General features: G+C 34.7%; 19 protein-coding genes. 12 read left to right on the top strand and 7 right to left on the bottom strand.

Translation table 11 applies throughout. From position 1 onward, the window contains the following. Positions 1-338: 338 nt before the first annotated feature. Both CSC80_RS01800 and rho read right to left on the bottom strand, forming a co-directional pair. Positions 339-1,043, bottom strand: coding sequence for a hypothetical protein (locus CSC80_RS01800; protein ID WP_099189370.1), 705 nt, complete (start codon positions 1,041-1,043; stop codon positions 339-341). A gap of 203 nt (positions 1,044-1,246) precedes the next feature. After that, positions 1,247-2,881 carry a transcription termination factor Rho gene (gene rho, locus CSC80_RS01795; RefSeq protein WP_099189368.1) on the bottom strand — a complete coding sequence of 545 codons (1,635 nt, stop codon included), beginning with the start codon at positions 2,879-2,881 and terminating at the stop codon, positions 1,247-1,249. Positions 2,882-3,083: 202 nt separating this feature from the next. Here rho and CSC80_RS01790 point away from each other — a divergent pair, with 202 nt between their 5' ends. From CSC80_RS01790 to CSC80_RS01780, 3 genes are all read left to right on the top strand, one after another. After that, entirely contained in the window at positions 3,084-3,494 is a 411-nt protein-coding gene (locus tag CSC80_RS01790; RefSeq protein WP_099189366.1) for a DUF4293 domain-containing protein, read from the top strand. Positions 3,495-3,737: 243 nt separating this feature from the next. After that, on the top strand, positions 3,738-4,235 hold the full coding sequence (locus CSC80_RS01785) for a hypothetical protein (RefSeq protein ID WP_058103644.1): 498 nt from the start codon (positions 3,738-3,740) through the stop codon (positions 4,233-4,235). A gap of 119 nt (positions 4,236-4,354) precedes the next feature. Continuing rightward, positions 4,355-5,215, top strand: coding sequence for a hypothetical protein (locus CSC80_RS01780; RefSeq protein WP_099189364.1), 861 nt, complete (start codon positions 4,355-4,357; stop codon positions 5,213-5,215). A gap of 42 nt (positions 5,216-5,257) precedes the next feature. On the opposite strand, the gene CSC80_RS01775 is transcribed toward CSC80_RS01780, so the two are convergent. Beyond that, on the bottom strand, positions 5,258-5,752 hold the full coding sequence (locus tag CSC80_RS01775) for a metallophosphoesterase family protein (protein ID WP_099189361.1): 495 nt from the start codon (positions 5,750-5,752) through the stop codon (positions 5,258-5,260). 146 nt (positions 5,753-5,898) lie between these two features. Between CSC80_RS01775 and truA the strand changes: the two genes are divergently transcribed. Together truA and CSC80_RS01765 are read left to right on the top strand one after the other, a co-directional pair. Next, a complete protein-coding gene (gene truA / locus CSC80_RS01770; RefSeq protein WP_099189359.1) occupies positions 5,899-6,648 on the top strand; it encodes a tRNA pseudouridine(38-40) synthase TruA in 750 nt (249 codons plus the stop codon). Continuing rightward, positions 6,641-8,407: an ABC transporter ATP-binding protein gene (locus CSC80_RS01765; RefSeq protein ID WP_099189357.1), complete on the top strand. Its 1,767-nt coding sequence runs from the start codon at positions 6,641-6,643 to the stop codon at positions 8,405-8,407. Before truA ends, CSC80_RS01765 begins: the two co-directional genes overlap by 8 nt. Here the strand turns inward: CSC80_RS01765 and CSC80_RS01760 are convergent, their stop codons facing one another. The 3 genes from CSC80_RS01760 to folP are packed head-to-tail and all read right to left on the bottom strand — an operon-like array spanning position 8,408 to position 10,854. Beyond that, on the bottom strand, positions 8,408-9,205 hold the full coding sequence (locus CSC80_RS01760; RefSeq protein WP_099189355.1) for a DUF3667 domain-containing protein: 798 nt from the start codon (positions 9,203-9,205) through the stop codon (positions 8,408-8,410). Then, positions 9,202-9,990: a diadenylate cyclase gene (locus CSC80_RS01755; RefSeq protein WP_058103638.1), complete on the bottom strand. Its 789-nt coding sequence runs from the start codon at positions 9,988-9,990 to the stop codon at positions 9,202-9,204. The genes CSC80_RS01760 and CSC80_RS01755 overlap by 4 nt, the downstream gene beginning before the upstream one ends. 39 nt (positions 9,991-10,029) lie before the next feature. Next, complete coding sequence (gene folP, locus CSC80_RS01750; protein WP_099189353.1) at positions 10,030-10,854, bottom strand: dihydropteroate synthase; 825 nt, start codon at positions 10,852-10,854, stop codon at positions 10,030-10,032. A gap of 103 nt (positions 10,855-10,957) precedes the next feature. Between folP and CSC80_RS01745 the strand changes: the two genes are divergently transcribed. From CSC80_RS01745 to CSC80_RS01725, 5 genes are read left to right on the top strand one after another with little or no spacing between them, the layout of a single operon-like run. Then, positions 10,958-11,506, top strand: coding sequence for a DUF1599 domain-containing protein (locus CSC80_RS01745; protein ID WP_058103636.1), 549 nt, complete (start codon positions 10,958-10,960; stop codon positions 11,504-11,506). An 8-nt stretch (positions 11,507-11,514) separates the two neighbouring features. Then, a complete protein-coding gene (locus tag CSC80_RS01740) occupies positions 11,515-12,612 on the top strand; it encodes a BT_3928 family protein (RefSeq protein ID WP_099189351.1) in 1,098 nt (365 codons plus the stop codon). 35 nt (positions 12,613-12,647) lie between these two features. After that, complete coding sequence (tpiA, locus tag CSC80_RS01735; protein WP_099189349.1) at positions 12,648-13,397, top strand: triose-phosphate isomerase; 750 nt, start codon at positions 12,648-12,650, stop codon at positions 13,395-13,397. Positions 13,398-13,412: 15 nt separating this feature from the next. Next, positions 13,413-14,249: a 50S ribosomal protein L11 methyltransferase gene (gene prmA, locus CSC80_RS01730; protein ID WP_099189347.1), complete on the top strand. Its 837-nt coding sequence runs from the start codon at positions 13,413-13,415 to the stop codon at positions 14,247-14,249. A 21-nt stretch (positions 14,250-14,270) separates the two neighbouring features. Continuing rightward, on the top strand, positions 14,271-14,546 hold the full coding sequence (locus CSC80_RS01725; RefSeq protein ID WP_027064640.1) for an ATP-dependent Clp protease adaptor ClpS: 276 nt from the start codon (positions 14,271-14,273) through the stop codon (positions 14,544-14,546). 119 nt (positions 14,547-14,665) lie between these two features. On the opposite strand, the gene CSC80_RS01720 is transcribed toward CSC80_RS01725, so the two are convergent. Further along, positions 14,666-14,887, bottom strand: a complete 222-nt coding sequence (locus tag CSC80_RS01720; RefSeq protein WP_058104301.1) for a hypothetical protein — start codon at positions 14,885-14,887, stop codon at positions 14,666-14,668. A 468-nt stretch (positions 14,888-15,355) separates the two neighbouring features. Here CSC80_RS01720 and uxaC point away from each other — a divergent pair, with 468 nt between their 5' ends. After that, positions 15,356-16,762 carry a glucuronate isomerase gene (gene uxaC / locus CSC80_RS01715; RefSeq protein WP_099189345.1) on the top strand — a complete coding sequence of 469 codons (1,407 nt, stop codon included), beginning with the start codon at positions 15,356-15,358 and terminating at the stop codon, positions 16,760-16,762. A gap of 42 nt (positions 16,763-16,804) precedes the next feature. Continuing rightward, positions 16,805-17,782 carry a TRAP transporter substrate-binding protein gene (locus tag CSC80_RS01710; protein ID WP_091606168.1) on the top strand — a complete coding sequence of 326 codons (978 nt, stop codon included), beginning with the start codon at positions 16,805-16,807 and terminating at the stop codon, positions 17,780-17,782. Positions 17,783-17,786: the final 4 nt, after the last annotated feature.

The raw sequence follows: 17,786 nt of genomic DNA, 5'->3' as shown, positions 1-17,786 counted from the left end.
ATGAGAATTCTACTTCTTTTGTTTTCAATTAATTGATAGAAAATATAAAAGAAATATAGATAGAATACAATGTCGAATATATTGAAAATTATAGTGTTGTAATTATAATATTCAGGTATATAAACTAATTGTATATCATCTACATCCCTAACGATAGCACCTAGTATTTCTGATAATAAAACGTAGCTTAATATTATGGGTAAATATTTTAAGATGGTATCGTAGTATAGCCTATACTTGGTAATGGATAAAACCAGTGCTATGAAATAGAAACAGATGTAGTAATTATTTAAAATATACTCCAACATGGTTTAACGGGCTATTTGACTGTGAAATGTTTATTGGTTTTTTGGCGGCGGTACACCTGTGCCTCTATTCAAAGTTAGACTTTCTTGACCTTGTAATATTGCCGGTACAGCTTTTGGTGTACTTGTTGTTGGTGCAAATGAAGCATATGCTTTTGTATTGGGGTCATTATTATTGCCATAACCTTCATTTATTGGTTCAAAGCTATTGTTCATAGGTACGGCTTGTTTGCCCTTTGCTCCTTGAGCTATATAAAAAAGATAATCACGCTTACCGTCATTATAAGTAGGGGAGAGCATAATGCTGTTCTGTCTTGGGTGTTTGATCGGTTCTTTGCTTTGAGGGAAATATTCCTCATTTGGGTAGTTGGAGTAGTAAAGTCTTAATGTGGAAATTTCAACTCCGGCATCGGCAGCTTCTTGTTCAATATATTCTAAATATTGCTTGATGGTTTTATAATCGTAGTAAACAAATCTGCCAACATGAAACTCTTCATCTCTTTTAGTTATTTTATTTATGGAGTCTTCATAACGTTGTATTAATGGTACCCGCCTTTTTTCATATGAGTCATACATATTTTTTGCCTGTGAAATAGGTACTATTTCTTGAGGAGCTAATACCACTGGTTTTTCCGGTTTCTTTGGGTCTTGCTCTTTGGGTTGATCATTACAGCTCATAAAAGCAGAGATGATAATGGTGCATAAGATTTTACTGATTAGGATAGATGGTCTTTTCATTTTCTGAGATTTTAAGTGTTTACTAAAGAAAAATGCTAAAAGACTGGGGGATAGTTCTTTCTGATTTTATAAAGATATCAAAAAAATAGCAGCTTTAATTTTTGATGTTATTATTAGGGTAGTTTATTACAGTGGGTATGATACAAAATAAAAAATCCCGATTTCTTAATGAAATCGGGATTTAAAATTATAATTAAAAAGAATTACTGATTCATTGTCATCAAGAACTCTTCATTGTTTTTGGTTTGTTTAAAACGTTGCTCAATAAACTCCATGGCTTCTACAGGATTCATATCTGCAAGGTACTTACGCATTATCCACATACGTTGTAGGGTGTTTTCATCAAGTAGCATGTCATCTCTACGTGTGCTTGAAGAAGTAAGGTCAATAGCAGGGAATATTCTTCTGTTTGCAATCTTACGATCCAATTGAAGTTCCATGTTACCGGTTCCTTTAAATTCCTCAAAAATAACTTCGTCCATTTTAGATCCAGTTTCAGTTAAGGCTGTTGCAATGATAGACAATGAACCACCGCCTTCAATATTACGTGCAGCACCAAAGAATCTTTTTGGCTTATGTAATGCATTAGCATCAACACCACCACTTAATACCTTACCAGAAGCTGGTTGAACAGTATTGTAGGCTCTTGCCAAACGTGTAATGGAATCTAAAAGGATTACTACGTCATGACCACATTCTACTAATCTCTTTGCTTTTTCCAAAACAATATTAGCAACTCTTACGTGCTCAGTCGGTTCTTTGTCAAAAGTAGATGCTACAACTTCACCACGAACATTACGTTGCATATCCGTAACCTCTTCTGGTCTTTCATCGATAAGCAAAATAATTTGGTAAACTTCAGGATGGTTTGCAGCAATACCGTTCGCAATATCTTTAAGTAACATGGTTTTACCAGACTTAGGTTGCGATACGATCATACCTCTTTGCCCTTTACCAATAGGTGAGAACAAATCAATAATACGGGTAGATATTGTACTTTGGCGTTCTGCCAAATTGAATTTTTCTTGTGGGAATAACGGAGTTAAATGCTCAAATGATACACGATCGCGTACGATCTGAGGGTCTATGCCGTTAATTTTATTTACCTTAATAAGAGGGAAATACTTTTCACCTTCTTTTGGTGGTCTTACGTTACCTAAAACGGTATCACCTGTTTTAAGGCCAAAAAGACGAATTTGCGACTGAGAAACATAGATATCATCAGGTGATGATAGGTAGTTATAATCGGAAGAACGTAAAAAACCGTATCCATCTTGCATGATATCCAACACACCTTCACTGGCTATTATGGAATCAAACTCATATTCCGGCTCCTTGTACCTGTTTTTAAGGTCTTTGTCAAAATTACTTTTGTCATGAGGAGTCCTTGGGTTAGGTTTCTTCTTGTGATTATTATTCTGTTGCGAATTCTTATTATTGTTATTGTTTGACTGATTTGAAGACTTAGGTCTTGGTCTAGGTCTTTTTTGTTCAGTAACTTCTTTAACCTCATTTTCTTGCGGAGCTTCCTTTTTTACGGGAGTCTCTTTTGCCGTAGCCGGTTGAGCGTCTGTACTAGCATCCTTTTTGGTGTTTTGTGCAACACGTGTCCTAGGTCTAGGTTTAGGCTTCGGTTTTTCTTCTGTAGGCTTAGGTGCCTCTTCAGTGGTTGTGGGGGCAATAGCTGCGGCAACTTTTGGGTTGGCGGCTTGTAGGTCCAAAATTTGATAAACTAAATCTAGTTTTTTCAAGGTTTTGAATTTAGGAACCTTAAGTCCTTTAGCAATTTCCTGAAGCTCAGGTAGCTTTTTCGATTTTAAATCTGAAATCTCAAACATTAAGTAATAGAATAAATTATATAAGTAGTTTGTATTGTAAGAAGTAAATAATTTTATTTGGATAATCTATAAGGAAAGTTATTCCTTAACTGGTAGGTGTTATGACGTGATAACGTAGCAATATTACAAATTATTTTGAATAAAATGGTTATATTTTTTGAAAAGACCTGTATTTTTGCAATCAGAAAGCGATATTAGATTTATGATTCAAAGAATTCAGAGCCTTTTTTTAGTAATTGTTGCAATACTTACGGGTATACTTCCGTTCTTCTTTAATCTATGGATTAATGTAGATGGTACAGAAGTTTTTGCAAACAATGAATTGCTCATTTCTATCGCATTTTACGCAAGTGCCGTTTTGGCTATTTGGTCTATGGTACAATTTAAAAATAGAAAATCTCAGTTTGTAATAAACAGGCTGAACATGATATTGAACGTTTTTTTATTAGGATTTTTCGTTTACCGATCACTAAACTTATCCGGAGAAACTTTGGTTTCTGAGAAGGGTATTGGGATGCTGATTCCAGTATTTTCTATCATTTTTTTGGTCCTTGCAAATAGGGCAATAAAAAAGGATGAAGATCTTGTAAAATCTGTTGATCGCTTACGTTAAGCCTGTAATCTTAGTAGTATTAGTGCGTTAAAACCCGGGGTAGTTACCGGGTTTTTTTATGTCTCCACTTTCTTAAATATCACAGAAATATTGCAGTATTTCAATCATATGTGATAAACTGTTTACTTTTTCTTGAATTCTTCGTGATATCGTGGTTTTATGTTTGTCCTCAAGAAACAGCAAGGTTAGCGATAGTCGTTAATATCCTGTTTTAAATTAAAACAATTTTAAAAATTTACGATTATGAAAAACAGAAAATTTACACTTGTATTATTACTTAGTGCCGTAACAACATTCTTTGTTAGCTGCTCAGATGATGATGTAGAAACAGTAACCGTTACGGAAACTGTGGTTGAAACAGAAACGGTTGAAGTAGATTCTTCAATGCCAGTTGGTGACCTAACCGTTTCATTAAGCGGTAATTTGGTGGCAGAAAGTGGCACGCCTACCCAAGGTTTGGTTGAATTGGGTGTAGATACCGAAAGTTCTTATTTTGTGCATTTTGGAGATGATTTTACAACTGAATTAGGTACTGGTACCGTAGGTATTTTCTTTTCTACCTCAGACACTTTTACGGCCGATCCAGCTAACGGTAACCCAGATCTAATGCTTATTGGTAACGTTGCCGGTAATGGTGAAATGTTCATAAAGTTAGATGCAATGCCTGATGCTAAATACACACACATTATTCTTTGGTGTGCTACGGCTAATATTCCTTTTGGAAATGTAGCATTAAACTAAAAAATAGAATATTGATTGCCTTTGGGAATAGAGACACCTGATTCTGTTTTTCTATGTCTCCCAAAGGCTTTTTTTATAGGTTTTCAATGTTGTGGCCTATAATTTGAAAAAACAGAATTATGGAAAAAATAAAAATCTTCTTAGGTATTTGCTTTTGCTTGCTTACTGTTGGTCTGCAGGCGCAAAGCGGATGGACAAGGGAGGCAAAGGGATTCTATCTTCAAGCTTCGGCATCATATTTCTCTTCTAATAATTATTATACCACAGAGGGTAGATTGGCTGATCAAGGAAGCGATTTTAGAACTAGCGGACTCTTGCTTTACGGTGAATACGGTATCTCCGATAGGTTTACGGCAATCTTGGACTTGCCAATTGTTCGTTTAAATAGTTTTAGCACTACAGAAACTGTTGCTGGTGTAGGTAATATACAATTGGGAGTTAAGTATAAGCTACTTAAAAGCTTTCCTTTGTCTTTACAGGTTGCTTTGGATATACCTACTAATGATGGTACTAACTTTGCAAGATCTAACGAGCCAAATGCCTTTGGTCAATTTGATGAAATAAATTTACCTGTTTCTGATGGTGAATTTAATATATGGACAACCTTGGCCGCATCCCATGGTTTTAAAAATGGTAAAACATATGCATCGGCATTTTCAAGTGTAAATTTTAGAACTGAAGGATTCAGTAACCAATTTCAAGCCGGGGTTGAGTTAGGACATTTGTTCTTTAATAAGCTATATCTTATTGGAAAATTGAAAATTCAAGAAAGATTATCTTCTGAGAATAATGTGCAAAGTGGCTCTTTCTTATTTGGTGAGGGTACTACATTTACAAATTACGGAATTACGTCAATGTATAAGATTACAGACCATTTTAATTTGGTTGCGCAATACTCCGATTATGCCGGTTTTCTGGTAGATAGAAAAAATGTCTACGATGGTGGTGCCATTTCTTTGGGAGTTTCATTTGAATATTAATTAGCTAAATACAGGGTGTAAGTGTTAAGTATCGCCCTGTTTTTACCTTTTTCCAAGTTCAATTACTTCAAGATCTTTAATATTGTCTCCATCGATAACAAAACGTAACATGGTGCGTACTTGATGAAACCCATGTTTTCCACAGGCCCCAGGGTTCATATGTAGTACCCCTAACTTTTTGTCCATCATTACTTTTAAAATGTGAGAGTGACCACAAATGAAAAGTTTAGGCGGATTTTCTTTAATAATATCGCGTGTTCTACTATTGTATTTAGGTGGATACCCTCCAATGTGGGTAATAAGAACATCAACTCCCTCACAGAAAAATCTATTGTTTTCAGGAAATTCTTTTTGAATGATATGATCGTCAATATTGCCATGTACACCTCTTAGTGGTTTAAGTTTTGCAAGTGCATCGGTTACTTTTAAGTTCCCAATATCCCCTGCATGCCATACTTCGTCTGCCCATCTTGCATGTTTTAATATGGCGTCGTCCATGTAAGAATGTGTATCGGAAAGAAGAAGAATTTTGGTCATTATTATTGCTGAATTTTATATTTATTGACTTTCCATGAAAAATGAAAATAACCAACGTTTAAGTTTTCCTATTTACTGTGGGTACCAAGAATGTTAAAACGTATGGTTTTTAATACCTTTGTCAGATACAAAACTAGTATATCCTTTTGAGATTCTTCATTCAATTTTCATACTTCGGTAAAGCTTATCACGGTTGGCAAAATCAGCCAAATGCCATTACGGTGCAAGAAGTGCTGGAAAAAGCGATGTCCAAACTTTTAAACAGTCCGGTTGCATTAATGGGTGCAGGACGTACAGATACTGGTGTTCATGCCAAAATGATGTATGCCCATTTTGATGTTGATAGCTTGGGTGATATTCCTGAATATGTGTTCAGACTTAATTCTTATTTGCCAAATGACATTGCGGTAGACCGTATTTTTGAAGTAGAAGATGATGCACATGCACGTTTTCATGCTACTTCCAGAACATATGAATATCATATTGCAAAAAGCAAGGATCCTTTTTCTACGGACCTTGTATATTTCGTAAAAAAAGATCTTGATATTCAACTAATGAACGATGCAGCTGAACTATTGTTGGGCAAAAAAGATTTTGAATGTTTTTCTAAATCCAATACAGATGTTTTTACCAATATCTGTGATCTAAGAGAAGCACAATGGAAGCTAGAAAATAATACGCTTGTATTTACCATTACGGCAGATCGGTTTTTAAGAAATATGGTTAGGGCCATCGTTGGTACGCTAATTAATGTAGGATTGGGGAAATATTCACCTGACTATGTTAATACCATATTAAAAAGCAAGGATAGGGCAATGGCAGGCGTTTCTGTTCCTGCAAAAGGACTATATTTGACCTCTATTGTTTACCCCAATACTATTTTAAAGAATGGATAAGGATTCTGGCAAAGCATTTGACACTCGTCTTTTTAAACGCTTACTGGCCTATACAAAACCGTACAAAATTACATTTTATGGTGTTGCATTGTCTGCCATATTATTGTCTGGTTTTGCTATTCTAACCCCTTTGATCGTAAAAAAAATTATTGATGAGGCCATTAAGGGCAGCAATAAAGAAATGCTATTGTATTTAACGGTTGCTATGTTGGTGGTTTTGCTTGGTCAGGTAATTTTTCAACTGGCGTTCAATTATTACGCTAACTGGTTAGGAGAATCTGTGATCAAAGATGTAAGGATAAGTCTTTTTAAGAAAATGCTTTCTTTTAAAATGACCTATTTTGATAATTCCTCATTGGGTGTTTTGGTAACTAGGGCTGTTGCGGATATGCAACGAATTGGAGAGATTTTTAGTCAAGGTTTTTTTGTCATTGTGGCCGATTTATTGAAAATGGTCGTTGCGGCAATGGTCATGTTGTTTATTAATTGGAAGTTATCATTAATCGTATTTGCGTTATTGCCAATTATAGTATATGCTACTAGATGGTTTCAAAAAGCGATGAAAGTAGCGTTTACCGAGGTAAGGGCAGAGGTTTCAAATTTAAATTCCTTTGTGCAGGAGCGAATTACTGGAATGAAAATCGTTCAACTTTTTACCAGAGAGAAAATTGAAAGCGCCAAGTTTAGGGAAATAAACGAAAAACATAAAAAAGCTTGGTTGAAAACGGTATGGTATAATTCTATCTTTTTCCCTATTGCTGAAATTGTTTCTTCTTTAACGGTAGGGTTAATTGTTTGGTACGGTGGCTTACAGAATGTAGCGAATATTTCAACTGATATTGCAGGTACGTTATTTGCTTTTATTATGTTGATAGATTTGTTGTTTAGACCATTACGCCAAATTGCGGACAAGTTCAACACCTTGCAAATGGGTATGGTTGCGGCTAATAGGGTTTTTAAAATTTTAGATACCGATAGTCACATACAAAATGTAGGTTCTTATGAGAAAAAAGTGGTTAGTGGTGATATTTCTTTTGAAAACGTTCATTTTGGATATTTGGAAGATGAAGAGGTATTACATGGTATTTCCTTTGATGTTAAAGCAGGAGAAACAGTAGCTATTGTTGGTGCTACAGGAGCCGGAAAAAGTACGATCATTAATTTATTGAACAGATTTTACGAAATTAATTCAGGTTCAATTAAGGTTGATGGTGTTGATATTCAAGACTACAAATTATCTTCATTAAGATCTCATATTGCCGTAGTATTACAAGATGTGTTTCTTTTTGCCGATACCATTGCAAATAACATTTCTTTAAAAGATGAAAGTATATCTGTTGATGATATAGAAAAAGCGGCCAAGGCTATTGGGGTAGATGAATTTATTTCTAGCCTACCAGGTGGCTATCACTATAATGTGAAAGAGCGCGGTACCATGCTTTCTAGTGGTCAACGCCAGCTAATTGCTTTTTTACGTGCATACGTAAGTAATCCTAGTATCTTAATATTGGATGAAGCTACATCGTCCGTAGATACGTATTCTGAACAATTGATACAATTGGCTACGGATAAGATTACCCAAGGGAGAACTTCTATCGTAATTGCACACAGATTAGCTACTATTAAAAAAGCGGATAAAATTATTGTAATGGATGCCGGTAACATCGTTGAGACAGGCACGCACAAACAACTGCTTAAAAAAGGTGGTTATTACAGTAATCTATACGAAGCTCAGTTCTTAGCTGAGGAGGTTGCTTGATCAAGGAGTCATTTTCTGAAAAGTATCAGTGAAAAGGGCTATATATACTATTGCAATTAACATTAGTGCAAAACAAATCGTAGCGAATAAAACAAGAAAGAATAAAAGTTTCAATATGGTCTGCTTTATGGTCAAATTAAAGAGCTTGTAAAATACCCAAGTAAAGAACCCAATTTGAAATACCAAATTGAACATGGAAATGTAGTAAAGTAATTTGGAGTTCCATAAAACCAACATGTAAACGGTATTGATAATTATGGAAAGATGTGAATATGCGTAGATGTTTATTACAAAATGCTCACTAAGGTTAAATTGTTTTTTATTGATAAAAACTACTCTTGACATTAAAGCAAGAAAAGGTAGCATAGCTATATAGAAGAGACTTTGATATTTAAACAAGTAAGTATTCCATTGCTTTTGAAAATCTTGTGCCATTTTATCGGCTTCAGTTAAAGATGAAGAATTTTCATATTTAAAATCAAAATCTAAAGCATTAGGGAAAAACTCGGTACAGACATAAACAAAAAGACCGCCAAAGGTAATTGCTATGGTGAGGTAGCTAATAGGGTTTAAGTACTTCTTTCTAACACCGCTAATGTATCCTCCGATAACTTCATCAGGTTTAGTAAAAAGGTGTTTAAATGTTATAAGAAAGGTATTGTCAATGTTGAAAAATCGCTCGGTAGCATCATACCATAAATTCTTTACTGTAAGTCTGTTTCTAATTACCTTAGCGCCACAATGGGGACAATAACTAAAATCCGTTCTTAAGTTGTTTTGGCAGTTCTTACAATTCATTGCACCAAATCTTGCTTCAGCATATTAGTTAATTGGGTGATAGAATCATACAAAACAAATTCCCCGTTTTTAATATAGGAGATTAGTCCTGTTTCTTCACTAACGACTATACTTAGGGCGTCGGTTTTTTCACTAATACCGACTGCAGCTCTGTGTCGTAATCCAAAACGAAGGGGGATGTTTCGCTCGTTTGACACTGGTAAAATTACTCTTGTTGCAACAATGTAATTACCAACAATAACTGCGGCACCATCATGTAATGTGCTGTTTTTATAGAAGATACTTTCTAGAATGGGTTGGTTGATTTCAATATTCATACGATCTCCAGAACTTTTAATGAAATCTAAAGAGTTGCTACGTTCTATTACTAAAATGGCCCCGGTTTTGGTACTGGCCATTTTTTCACAAGCTTTAATTATAGCGTCTACATCGGTTTCTGTAGAAATCCCTTCTTGCTTTAAAAATTTAAAGTGTTTTACAAAGTTTCTTTTGTTGGCAAAATTGGTTGACCCGATCATTAGCAAGAACTTTCTGATCTCTTGTTGAAAAACAATGATCAATGCAATTAATCCAACTTGCATAAATGCACCTACCATGCTACTGATCATTTGCATGTCTAACAACTCGGTCAATTTCCAAAATGCCCAAACAATGACAATTCCGATGAAAATATTAATGGCAACAGAGCCTCTTACCAGCTTATAAATGTAGTATAGGAGCACGGCAACAAAGATGATGTCTAAAACATCGGTAATCTTAAAATCAATAAAATTTAAAAAATCCAATCAGGTCCGTTTTAGTAAAATTAAGAAATCAGTATAAACTTAGGCATTTAATTGTTCATATAGTTTTGTGCACTCTACAGCTTCTTTAACATCATGCACCCTTAGAATTTTCGCTCCCTTTTGTAAGCACGCCATGTGCAATGCTGTGGTGCCGTTTAAAGCTTGGTCCGCAGTTACGTCTAATGTCTTGTAAATCATTGATTTTCTGCTAATACCTGCTAGTAAAGGGTGTTCAATAATACTCATTACTTCCATTTGTTTTAAAAGCTCAAAATTTTGTTCCAGGTTTTTTGCAAAACCAAATCCTGGATCAATAATAATATCTTTAACACCTAATGCTTTTGCGGCGGAAAGTCTTTCTGAAAAATAAAAAAGTACTTCCTTTAAAATATCCTTATAATCTGTTTGTTGCTGCATGTTTTTGGGTGTACCGCGCATGTGCATCATAATGTATGGTACATTTAGTTTGGCTACAGTGCTCAACATATTATCATCATGTAATCCCGCAGAAATGTCATTTACTATAGCGGCACCATTTTCAATGCATGCTTTAGCGACATTACTTCTAAAAGTGTCTATTGAAAGAATAACATCTGGAAATTTATTGATTATTAAACTAACAATTGGTGTAATTCGTTTTAATTCTGTGTCCTCACCAACCTCTTTGGCACCTGGTCTGCTACTATAAGCTCCTACATCTATAAATGTTGCGCCTTCACTTAGCATTTTATCAACTTGGTTCAGTACACTTGCTTCATCCTTATATTTACCGCCATCAAAAAAAGAATCTGGGGTAACATTTAAAATGCCCATTATTTTGGGTCGTTCAAGAGAAATAAGTTTGCCGTTACAGTTTATGGTCATTTTCAATAATTAAAAGGAATTTGTGGCATTTTCCAAGTTTAAACCATCTATCTTGATGGTTACAATTTTTTAAGCGAAATTTACACAAATTAGATAGAATTACATGCTAGATACGGCAAAGGAATACGATGAGGTAATTGAGATTTGTATTAATCTATACCAGAAAAAAATGTCAGATTACGGCAGCGCTTGGAGAATTTTAAGATTGCCTTCGCTTACTGATCAAATTTTTATAAAAGCACAACGTATACGTAGTCTTCAAGAAAATGAAGTTCGTAAGGTGGATGAAGGTGAACGCTCAGAATTCATAGGTATCATTAATTACTCGGTAATGGCACTAATTCAGCTAGAATTAGGTGTAGCTGATCAGCCTGATCTTTCTACTGAAGAGGCTGTGGAGTTATATGCCAAGCATATTAAAATTACGAAAGAACTTATGTTGAACAAGAACCATGATTATGGAGAAGCTTGGAGAGATATGAGGGTAAGTTCACTTACAGATCTTATTTTACAGAAATTACTTCGCGTAAAACAAATAGAGGATAATAAGGGTAAAACATTGGTTAGTGAGGGTATAGATGCCAATTATCAAGATATGATCAATTATGCGGTCTTTGCATTAATACATTTAGGTTCAGAATCAGAAAAATAAATTTAAGAATGAAGTATTTAGTAGGTGTCGTTAGAATTTTTGTTGGAATACTTTTTATCATTAGCGGATTTATAAAACTGAACGATCCCGTTGGTTTTTCATTTAAACTAGAAGAGTATTTCAGCCAAGGTGTATTGGACCTTCCTTTTTTAACTCCGTTCGCATTGGCCATTTCTATACTGGTGGTAATCGTAGAGGTAATGGTTGGGGTAATGCTAATTCTAGGCTATAAACGTAAACTTACTGTGTGGACCTTATTGGCAATGATAATTTTCTTCACGTTCCTTACATTTTATTCTGCATATTTTAATAAAGTAACTGATTGCGGTTGCTTTGGCGACGCAATTAAATTGACACCTTGGGAGTCTTTTACAAAAGACGTGGTACTGTTGGTGTTGATTTTAATTATATATGTTGGTAGAAAATATATAACTCCTTTAGTGAATTCTAAGACCTTGATGTCTGTACTATATGTTTCTTTTATTGCTTGTGTAGGGTATGTGTATTATGTGTTGAACCATTTACCGGTTATTGATTTTAGACCCTATGAAATTGGCAAGAATATAGAGGAAGGTATGAACACTCCTGCAGATGCTCCAAAAGCTGTGTTTGAATATAAATGGAAGTTTAATGTCAATGGCAATGAGGAAATTTATGTCACCAATGGAGATTACCCAACGGTAGACGGGGAATTTATAGATGTGGAAACAGAAGAAATTCAAGCAGGGTATGAACCACCTGTTCATGATTTCACTATAGAACAAAACGGAGAAGATTTTGCAGCAGCATTATTGCAAGAGCCTAAATTGGTAATGGTCATAGCATACGATTTGCGTAAGTCCAATCTTGAGGTTTTCAAAGAAATAAAAGCTGTGACGGATAAGGCGTTAAAATCGGGTTATAAAGTTATAGGTATGTCTGCTTCCGGTCCTGATCAAACAGATGCGTTGAAAAAAGAAAACAACCTGGCGTTTGATTTTTACTTTACAGATGAAACTACACTTAAAACTATTGTTAGATCTAACCCGGGAGTTTTAGTATTGGAGAAAGGAACCATAGTGCAAAAGTTACATTACAATGATTTAGAAAATTTGATTTTCGAATAAATATAAACTGAAACTGAACAACTAGAAACAAAAATATGAGAGCAAAGATAGTAGCAGGTAACTGGAAAATGAACAAAAATTTGGCAGAAACAGAAACACTTTTGGCTGAGTTATCTGCAAAATTACCAGATACGAATGCAGAAGTAATGGTAGCACCAACCTATGTGAATTTAGCAAGCGCCGTACGTACTTTAGAAAACTCTAAGATTGAGGTTATAGCGCAGAACATGCACTTTGCAGAAAGTGGAGCTTTTACAGGTGAGATATCTGCAGATATGTTATTAAATATTGGTGTTGATACAGCCATAATTGGCCACTCGGAAAGAAGAGCCTATTTTGCAGAAAGTGATGCAATACTTTCAAAAAAGGTAACAACAGCTTTACAAAAAGGCATTCGCGTAATGTTCTGTTTTGGTGAGGAGCTAGAAGATCGTAAATCAGGCAACCATTTTAAATTGGTAGAAAGCCAATTGAAAAACGTACTTTTTAATTTAGAGCCATCTGCGTGGTCTAATATTGTTTTGGCTTATGAGCCAGTTTGGGCAATTGGTACAGGTGAAACAGCTTCTCCAGAACAAGCGCAAGAAATGCACGCATTTATTCGTAAAACTATTTCTGAGGCATTTGATGCAACCATTGCAAATAATGTAACCATTCTTTATGGTGGTAGTGTAAAACCGGGTAATGCGGAAGAAATTTTCTCTAAACCAGATGTTGATGGTGGCTTAATAGGCGGGGCGTCTTTGGTAGCAGATGATTTCATAGCGATTATAAATGCTATTTAAGTTCACTAAACAATAATGAGCGATATCGTATATATTGAATACCGTTTTACGGTAAAACCAAAAGAACCGGCTTCAGACATTCTCATTGCAGAATTGGGTGAAGCCGGTTTTGAAAGTTTTGTAGAGGAAGAGGATGATGTTTTGGCATATATTCAAAAAACAGATTGGTCTTCTGATATTTTAGATGACATTTATATTCTTGGAAATTCCAATTTTGAGATAACTTACCAGTATAAAGAGATTGCGCAAGAAAATTGGAACGCTACGTGGGAGCAAAACTTTCAGTCCATTATAGTAGATGATGTGTGCATGATCAGAGCACCTTTTCATGAGAAGATTCAGGTAGATTATGATATTGTAATTGAGCCAAAAATGAGTTTTGGAACCGGGCATCATGAAACTACGCACATGATGTTACAGCATATTTTACAGTTAGATGTAGAGAATAAAACCGTTTTGGACATGGGTAGTGGTACAGGGGTTCTAGCCATTTTGGCCGGTATGCGTGGTGCTACGAATATTGATGCAATAGATATTGATAATTGGTGCTATCTAAATGCTAAAGAAAACGTGGCACGAAATAATATGGATTTTATATCGGTTTATGAAGGTGATGTTACTTTGCTAAAGGATAAAAAGTATGATTTGATCATTGCGAATATCAATAGAAACATTTTGTTGGCCGATTTACCTAGCTATGCGAAATGTTTAAATAAAGGTGGTGTTTTATTATTAAGTGGTTTTTATACCGAAGATTTAGAAATGATTTCGCAAAAATGTACCGAATTAGAGTTAAAGTTTGAAAAAAACCTTGAACGAAATAATTGGGTTGCAGCAAAATATGTAAATTAGTTAGTATTAATTGAGATTCATATGAGCACAAAAGAAGAAATTTACGAAGAACTACTCCTTGAAGAAGAGACGGTTCAGCAAAATGAAATCGTTCTTTTTAATGATGAGGTGAATACATTTGATCATGTAATAAATACATTGATTTCAGTTTGCGAACATTCTCCTGAACAGGCTGAGCAATGTTCTTTAATTGTACATTACAAAGGAAAATGCACGGTTAAAACTGGAGAATATGAAGAACTTAAACCACAATGTTCAAAATTATTACAAGCAGGACTTAGTGCAGAAATTACTTAAGTTTAGTTCGGTAAAATGAAAGTTTAAAATGAATAAACGTAAAAAGACCCCTTATTTCTATAAGGGGTCTTTTTATTGATTAATCTAAAAAATAAATAAAATATAAGTTTAGATCGAAATTATACCAATGGCACGCCATTCAATCTTTTTTCAATCTTCTTCTTTTTCTCGGTTAATCTTTTCATTACGTCCATTAAACTAGGATCCTTAGTTTCTTTATAAACTTCGTTGATGCTTAAGATAAGTGCTTTTGCCTCTCTTGATGCTTCTACTCGGTCACTAGTGGACATATTGCTCATTTTTCGACTCTCAAATTCCTGAGCTTTTTCAAGTAACTCCATGTGATGCTTTTTTTTCAAAGTTAACATAATATTCAAATTACGCAATTCTTTGTCGATTGTATATAGTTATGAGGCTATTAGATAATAGTATTTATGAACAATTTAACGAAAATGGTCAGTTTAACGTCTTTTTTTCAGGGTTGAAATGCAATTTTTATGACAGAATAAAAATACCAACAGTTTATAATCACTTTTTAGTTGACGAAATATGAATAATTTGGGGTAATTAATTCAAAAATTAAGAATCAGTTAATAAGTTGTGCCTTAAAAAATCCTTATCTTATTTTTAGACGAAAATATTTGCTAAATCTTTAAAAAAAGATATATTTGTGTAATCGATTGCATTGAATTGAGTTTTTTATAGATTTAGAGCATTCCAAGAAAGTATTCATTTAGAAATACGGGGTAATTAAGTGTATTGATCAACTTCTATTTTTGACAATGTAACTAAAAGTAAAACGTATAACAGTGGTAGCTAGCAAGTCATTTATTAAGGAAGATTTTTTATTGGAAAATAAATTTTCACAAAGATTATTTCATGATTATGCTTCGCGAATGCCGATCATAGATTACCACTGTCATTTACCACCAATTGATATTGCCAATAACCGTCAATTTGAAAACTTGACCGAAATTTGGTTAGATGGGGATCATTATAAATGGCGTGCCATGCGAACTTTTGGTGTAGAAGAAAAGTATATCACCGGTGATGCCTCGGCAAAAGAGAAATTTACCCAATGGGGCAGAACCGTTCCCTACACTTTAAGAAATCCGTTGTACCATTGGACTCACCTTGAGCTGCAACGTTATTTTGATATTGACATTTTATTGAATGAGAATACAGCTAGTGAAATCTTTGATGAGGCTTCCTCAAAGCTGCAAACATCAGATTTCAGTTGTCATAATCTAATAACCAAAATGAATGTTGAGGTTATTTGTACAACAGAAGATCCAATTGATAGTTTAGATCATCATGTTAAAATTAAAAATAGCGGTTTTAATGTGAAAGTGTCCACTGCTTTTAGACCAGATAAAGCAATTGTAATATCTAATGAAAACTATCTGAAATATATTAATAAGTTATCCGAAGTAAGTAATGTGTCCATCGATTCCTATAAATCTTTGTGCGATGCGCTAAGCGTGCGTTTAGATTATTTTGAAGCTAATGGGTGTACCTTATCGGATCATGGCTTAAGCCATGTGCCTTTTAGAAATTTTACCGATACGGAAATAGAAGATATTTTTCAGAAAAGAAGGGCTAAAATACAGTTGACATTAGAAGAGTCTGAAAAATTTCAGACTTCTATATTGTTGTTTTTGTGTGAGCAATATCACTCCCGTGGATGGATTCAGCAATTTCATCTTGGAGCGTTACGGAATAATAATGCTAGAATGACTAGAATTCTTGGTCCTGATACTGGTTGGGATTCTATAGGCGACTATTCACAGGCAGAGACACTTTCAAAATTTTTAAATAGATTGGACTCTAAGGATAAGCTTACCAAAACCATTTTATATAACCTTAATCCAGCAGATAATGAAGTACTGGCTACTATGATCGGTAATTATAATGATGGTACCGTTAAGGGGAAAATGCAGTTTGGTTCTGGTTGGTGGTTTCTGGATCAAAAAGACGGAATGACCAAGCAGCTCAATGCATTATCCAATATGGGGCTAATTAGTTGTTTTATTGGTATGTTGACAGATTCCCGTAGTTTTCTTTCGTATCCCAGACATGAGTATTTCAGAAGAATTGTTTGTAATCTTTTTGGTCAAGAAATGGAGATGGGAGAGCTGCCTCAAGATTTTGATTTGGTAGGTAAAATCATTCAAGATATAAGTTATTATAATGCTAAAGAGTACTTCAAATTTTAAATATTAATATTCAGGTTCCTTTAAACCGTTTAAAACCATACAATGAAAAGTATACAATTGCTATCGCTACTAAGTTTGGTCATTACCTTTTTGGGTTGTGATATACAGAATGAAGCAAAGACGTTAAGGCTGGGGCATGGTTTAGATGTAAGCCATTCGGTACATAAGGCAATGGTTAAAATGGGTGAAGATCTCTTGGAGCGTTCCGGTGGTAAACTTAAACTTGAAATATACCCTAGTCAACAATTAGGAACTGAAAGAGAGTGTTTGGAGCTTTTGCAAATAGGTAGTTTAGATATGACAAAAGTTTCTGTAGGGGTATTGGAGAATTTTGCACCGAAAATGAAGGTATTGGGTCTTCCCTTTCTCTTTAGAGATCGTCAACATTCTTTCAGTGTACTTGATGGACCTATAGGCGAGCAATTATTGAACGAAGGGGAGCAATATTGGTTAAAAGGTTTGGGCTATTATGATGCTGGCAGTCGCAGTTTCTATACCATGAACAAGCCAATAGAAAAACCAGAAGATCTGGTCGGGGAAAAAATACGGGTAATGGAAAGTGCAACGGCAGTGAACATGGTCAAGGCTCTTGGGGGATCGCCAACTCCTATTTCTTGGGGTGAACTTTATACTTCTTTACAACAAGGTGTTGTTGATGGTGCCGAGAATAATCCTCCTAGTTTTTACCTGTCAAGGCATTATGAGGTTTGTAAGTACTACTCATTAGATGAGCATACGGTGCTGCCAGATGTTCTGTTAATTGGTACTTATGTATGGAATAAATTGAATGAGCAAGAGCAAAAATGGTTGAGTGCATCGGTAAAAGAATCTGTAAAATATCAGCGTGTTTTATGGGCAGAGGCAGAAGAGGAAGCTTTACGTGAAGTTCAAAAGGCTGGTGTTGAAATTATTCGACCAGATAAATCACTTTTTGCGGAAAAGGTAAAAGATATTTATGAAGGATATAAGGATGATCAGGATATATATCCGCTTATCAAACAAATTCAAGAAACAAAATAGTCTG

The sequence above is a fragment of the Maribacter sp. 6B07 genome (assembly GCF_002700155.1).
GTDB classification, from domain to species: Bacteria; Bacteroidota; Bacteroidia; order Flavobacteriales; family Flavobacteriaceae; genus Maribacter; species Maribacter dokdonensis.
Note: the sequence above shows the minus strand (reverse complement) of the source record. Positions and strands in the feature narration are given on the sequence as shown.

What these genes read in the sequence shown, in the direction of transcription:
- CSC80_RS01800 (WP_099189370.1), bottom strand. Translation starts at nt 1,043, where the DNA reads ATGAAAAGACCATCTATCCTAATCAGTAAAATCTTATGCACCATTATC.
- CSC80_RS01725 (WP_027064640.1), top strand. Translation starts at nt 14,271, where the DNA reads ATGAGCACAAAAGAAGAAATTTACGAAGAACTACTCCTTGAAGAAGAG.
- CSC80_RS01775 (WP_099189361.1), bottom strand. Translation starts at nt 5,752, where the DNA reads ATGACCAAAATTCTTCTTCTTTCCGATACACATTCTTACATGGACGAC.
- prmA (WP_099189347.1), top strand. Translation starts at nt 13,413, where the DNA reads ATGAGCGATATCGTATATATTGAATACCGTTTTACGGTAAAACCAAAA.
- CSC80_RS01780 (WP_099189364.1), top strand. Translation starts at nt 4,355, where the DNA reads ATGGAAAAAATAAAAATCTTCTTAGGTATTTGCTTTTGCTTGCTTACT.
- CSC80_RS01765 (WP_099189357.1), top strand. Translation starts at nt 6,641, where the DNA reads ATGGATAAGGATTCTGGCAAAGCATTTGACACTCGTCTTTTTAAACGC.
- rho (WP_099189368.1), bottom strand. Translation starts at nt 2,881, where the DNA reads ATGTTTGAGATTTCAGATTTAAAATCGAAAAAGCTACCTGAGCTTCAG.
- tpiA (WP_099189349.1), top strand. Translation starts at nt 12,648, where the DNA reads ATGAGAGCAAAGATAGTAGCAGGTAACTGGAAAATGAACAAAAATTTG.
- CSC80_RS01720 (WP_058104301.1), bottom strand. Translation starts at nt 14,887, where the DNA reads ATGGAGTTACTTGAAAAAGCTCAGGAATTTGAGAGTCGAAAAATGAGC.
- folP (WP_099189353.1), bottom strand. Translation starts at nt 10,854, where the DNA reads ATGACCATAAACTGTAACGGCAAACTTATTTCTCTTGAACGACCCAAA.
- CSC80_RS01790 (WP_099189366.1), top strand. Translation starts at nt 3,084, where the DNA reads ATGATTCAAAGAATTCAGAGCCTTTTTTTAGTAATTGTTGCAATACTT.
- CSC80_RS01745 (WP_058103636.1), top strand. Translation starts at nt 10,958, where the DNA reads ATGCTAGATACGGCAAAGGAATACGATGAGGTAATTGAGATTTGTATT.
- CSC80_RS01760 (WP_099189355.1), bottom strand. Translation starts at nt 9,205, where the DNA reads ATGAATTGTAAGAACTGCCAAAACAACTTAAGAACGGATTTTAGTTAT.
- CSC80_RS01785 (WP_058103644.1), top strand. Translation starts at nt 3,738, where the DNA reads ATGAAAAACAGAAAATTTACACTTGTATTATTACTTAGTGCCGTAACA.
- CSC80_RS01710 (WP_091606168.1), top strand. Translation starts at nt 16,805, where the DNA reads ATGAAAAGTATACAATTGCTATCGCTACTAAGTTTGGTCATTACCTTT.
- CSC80_RS01740 (WP_099189351.1), top strand. Translation starts at nt 11,515, where the DNA reads ATGAAGTATTTAGTAGGTGTCGTTAGAATTTTTGTTGGAATACTTTTT.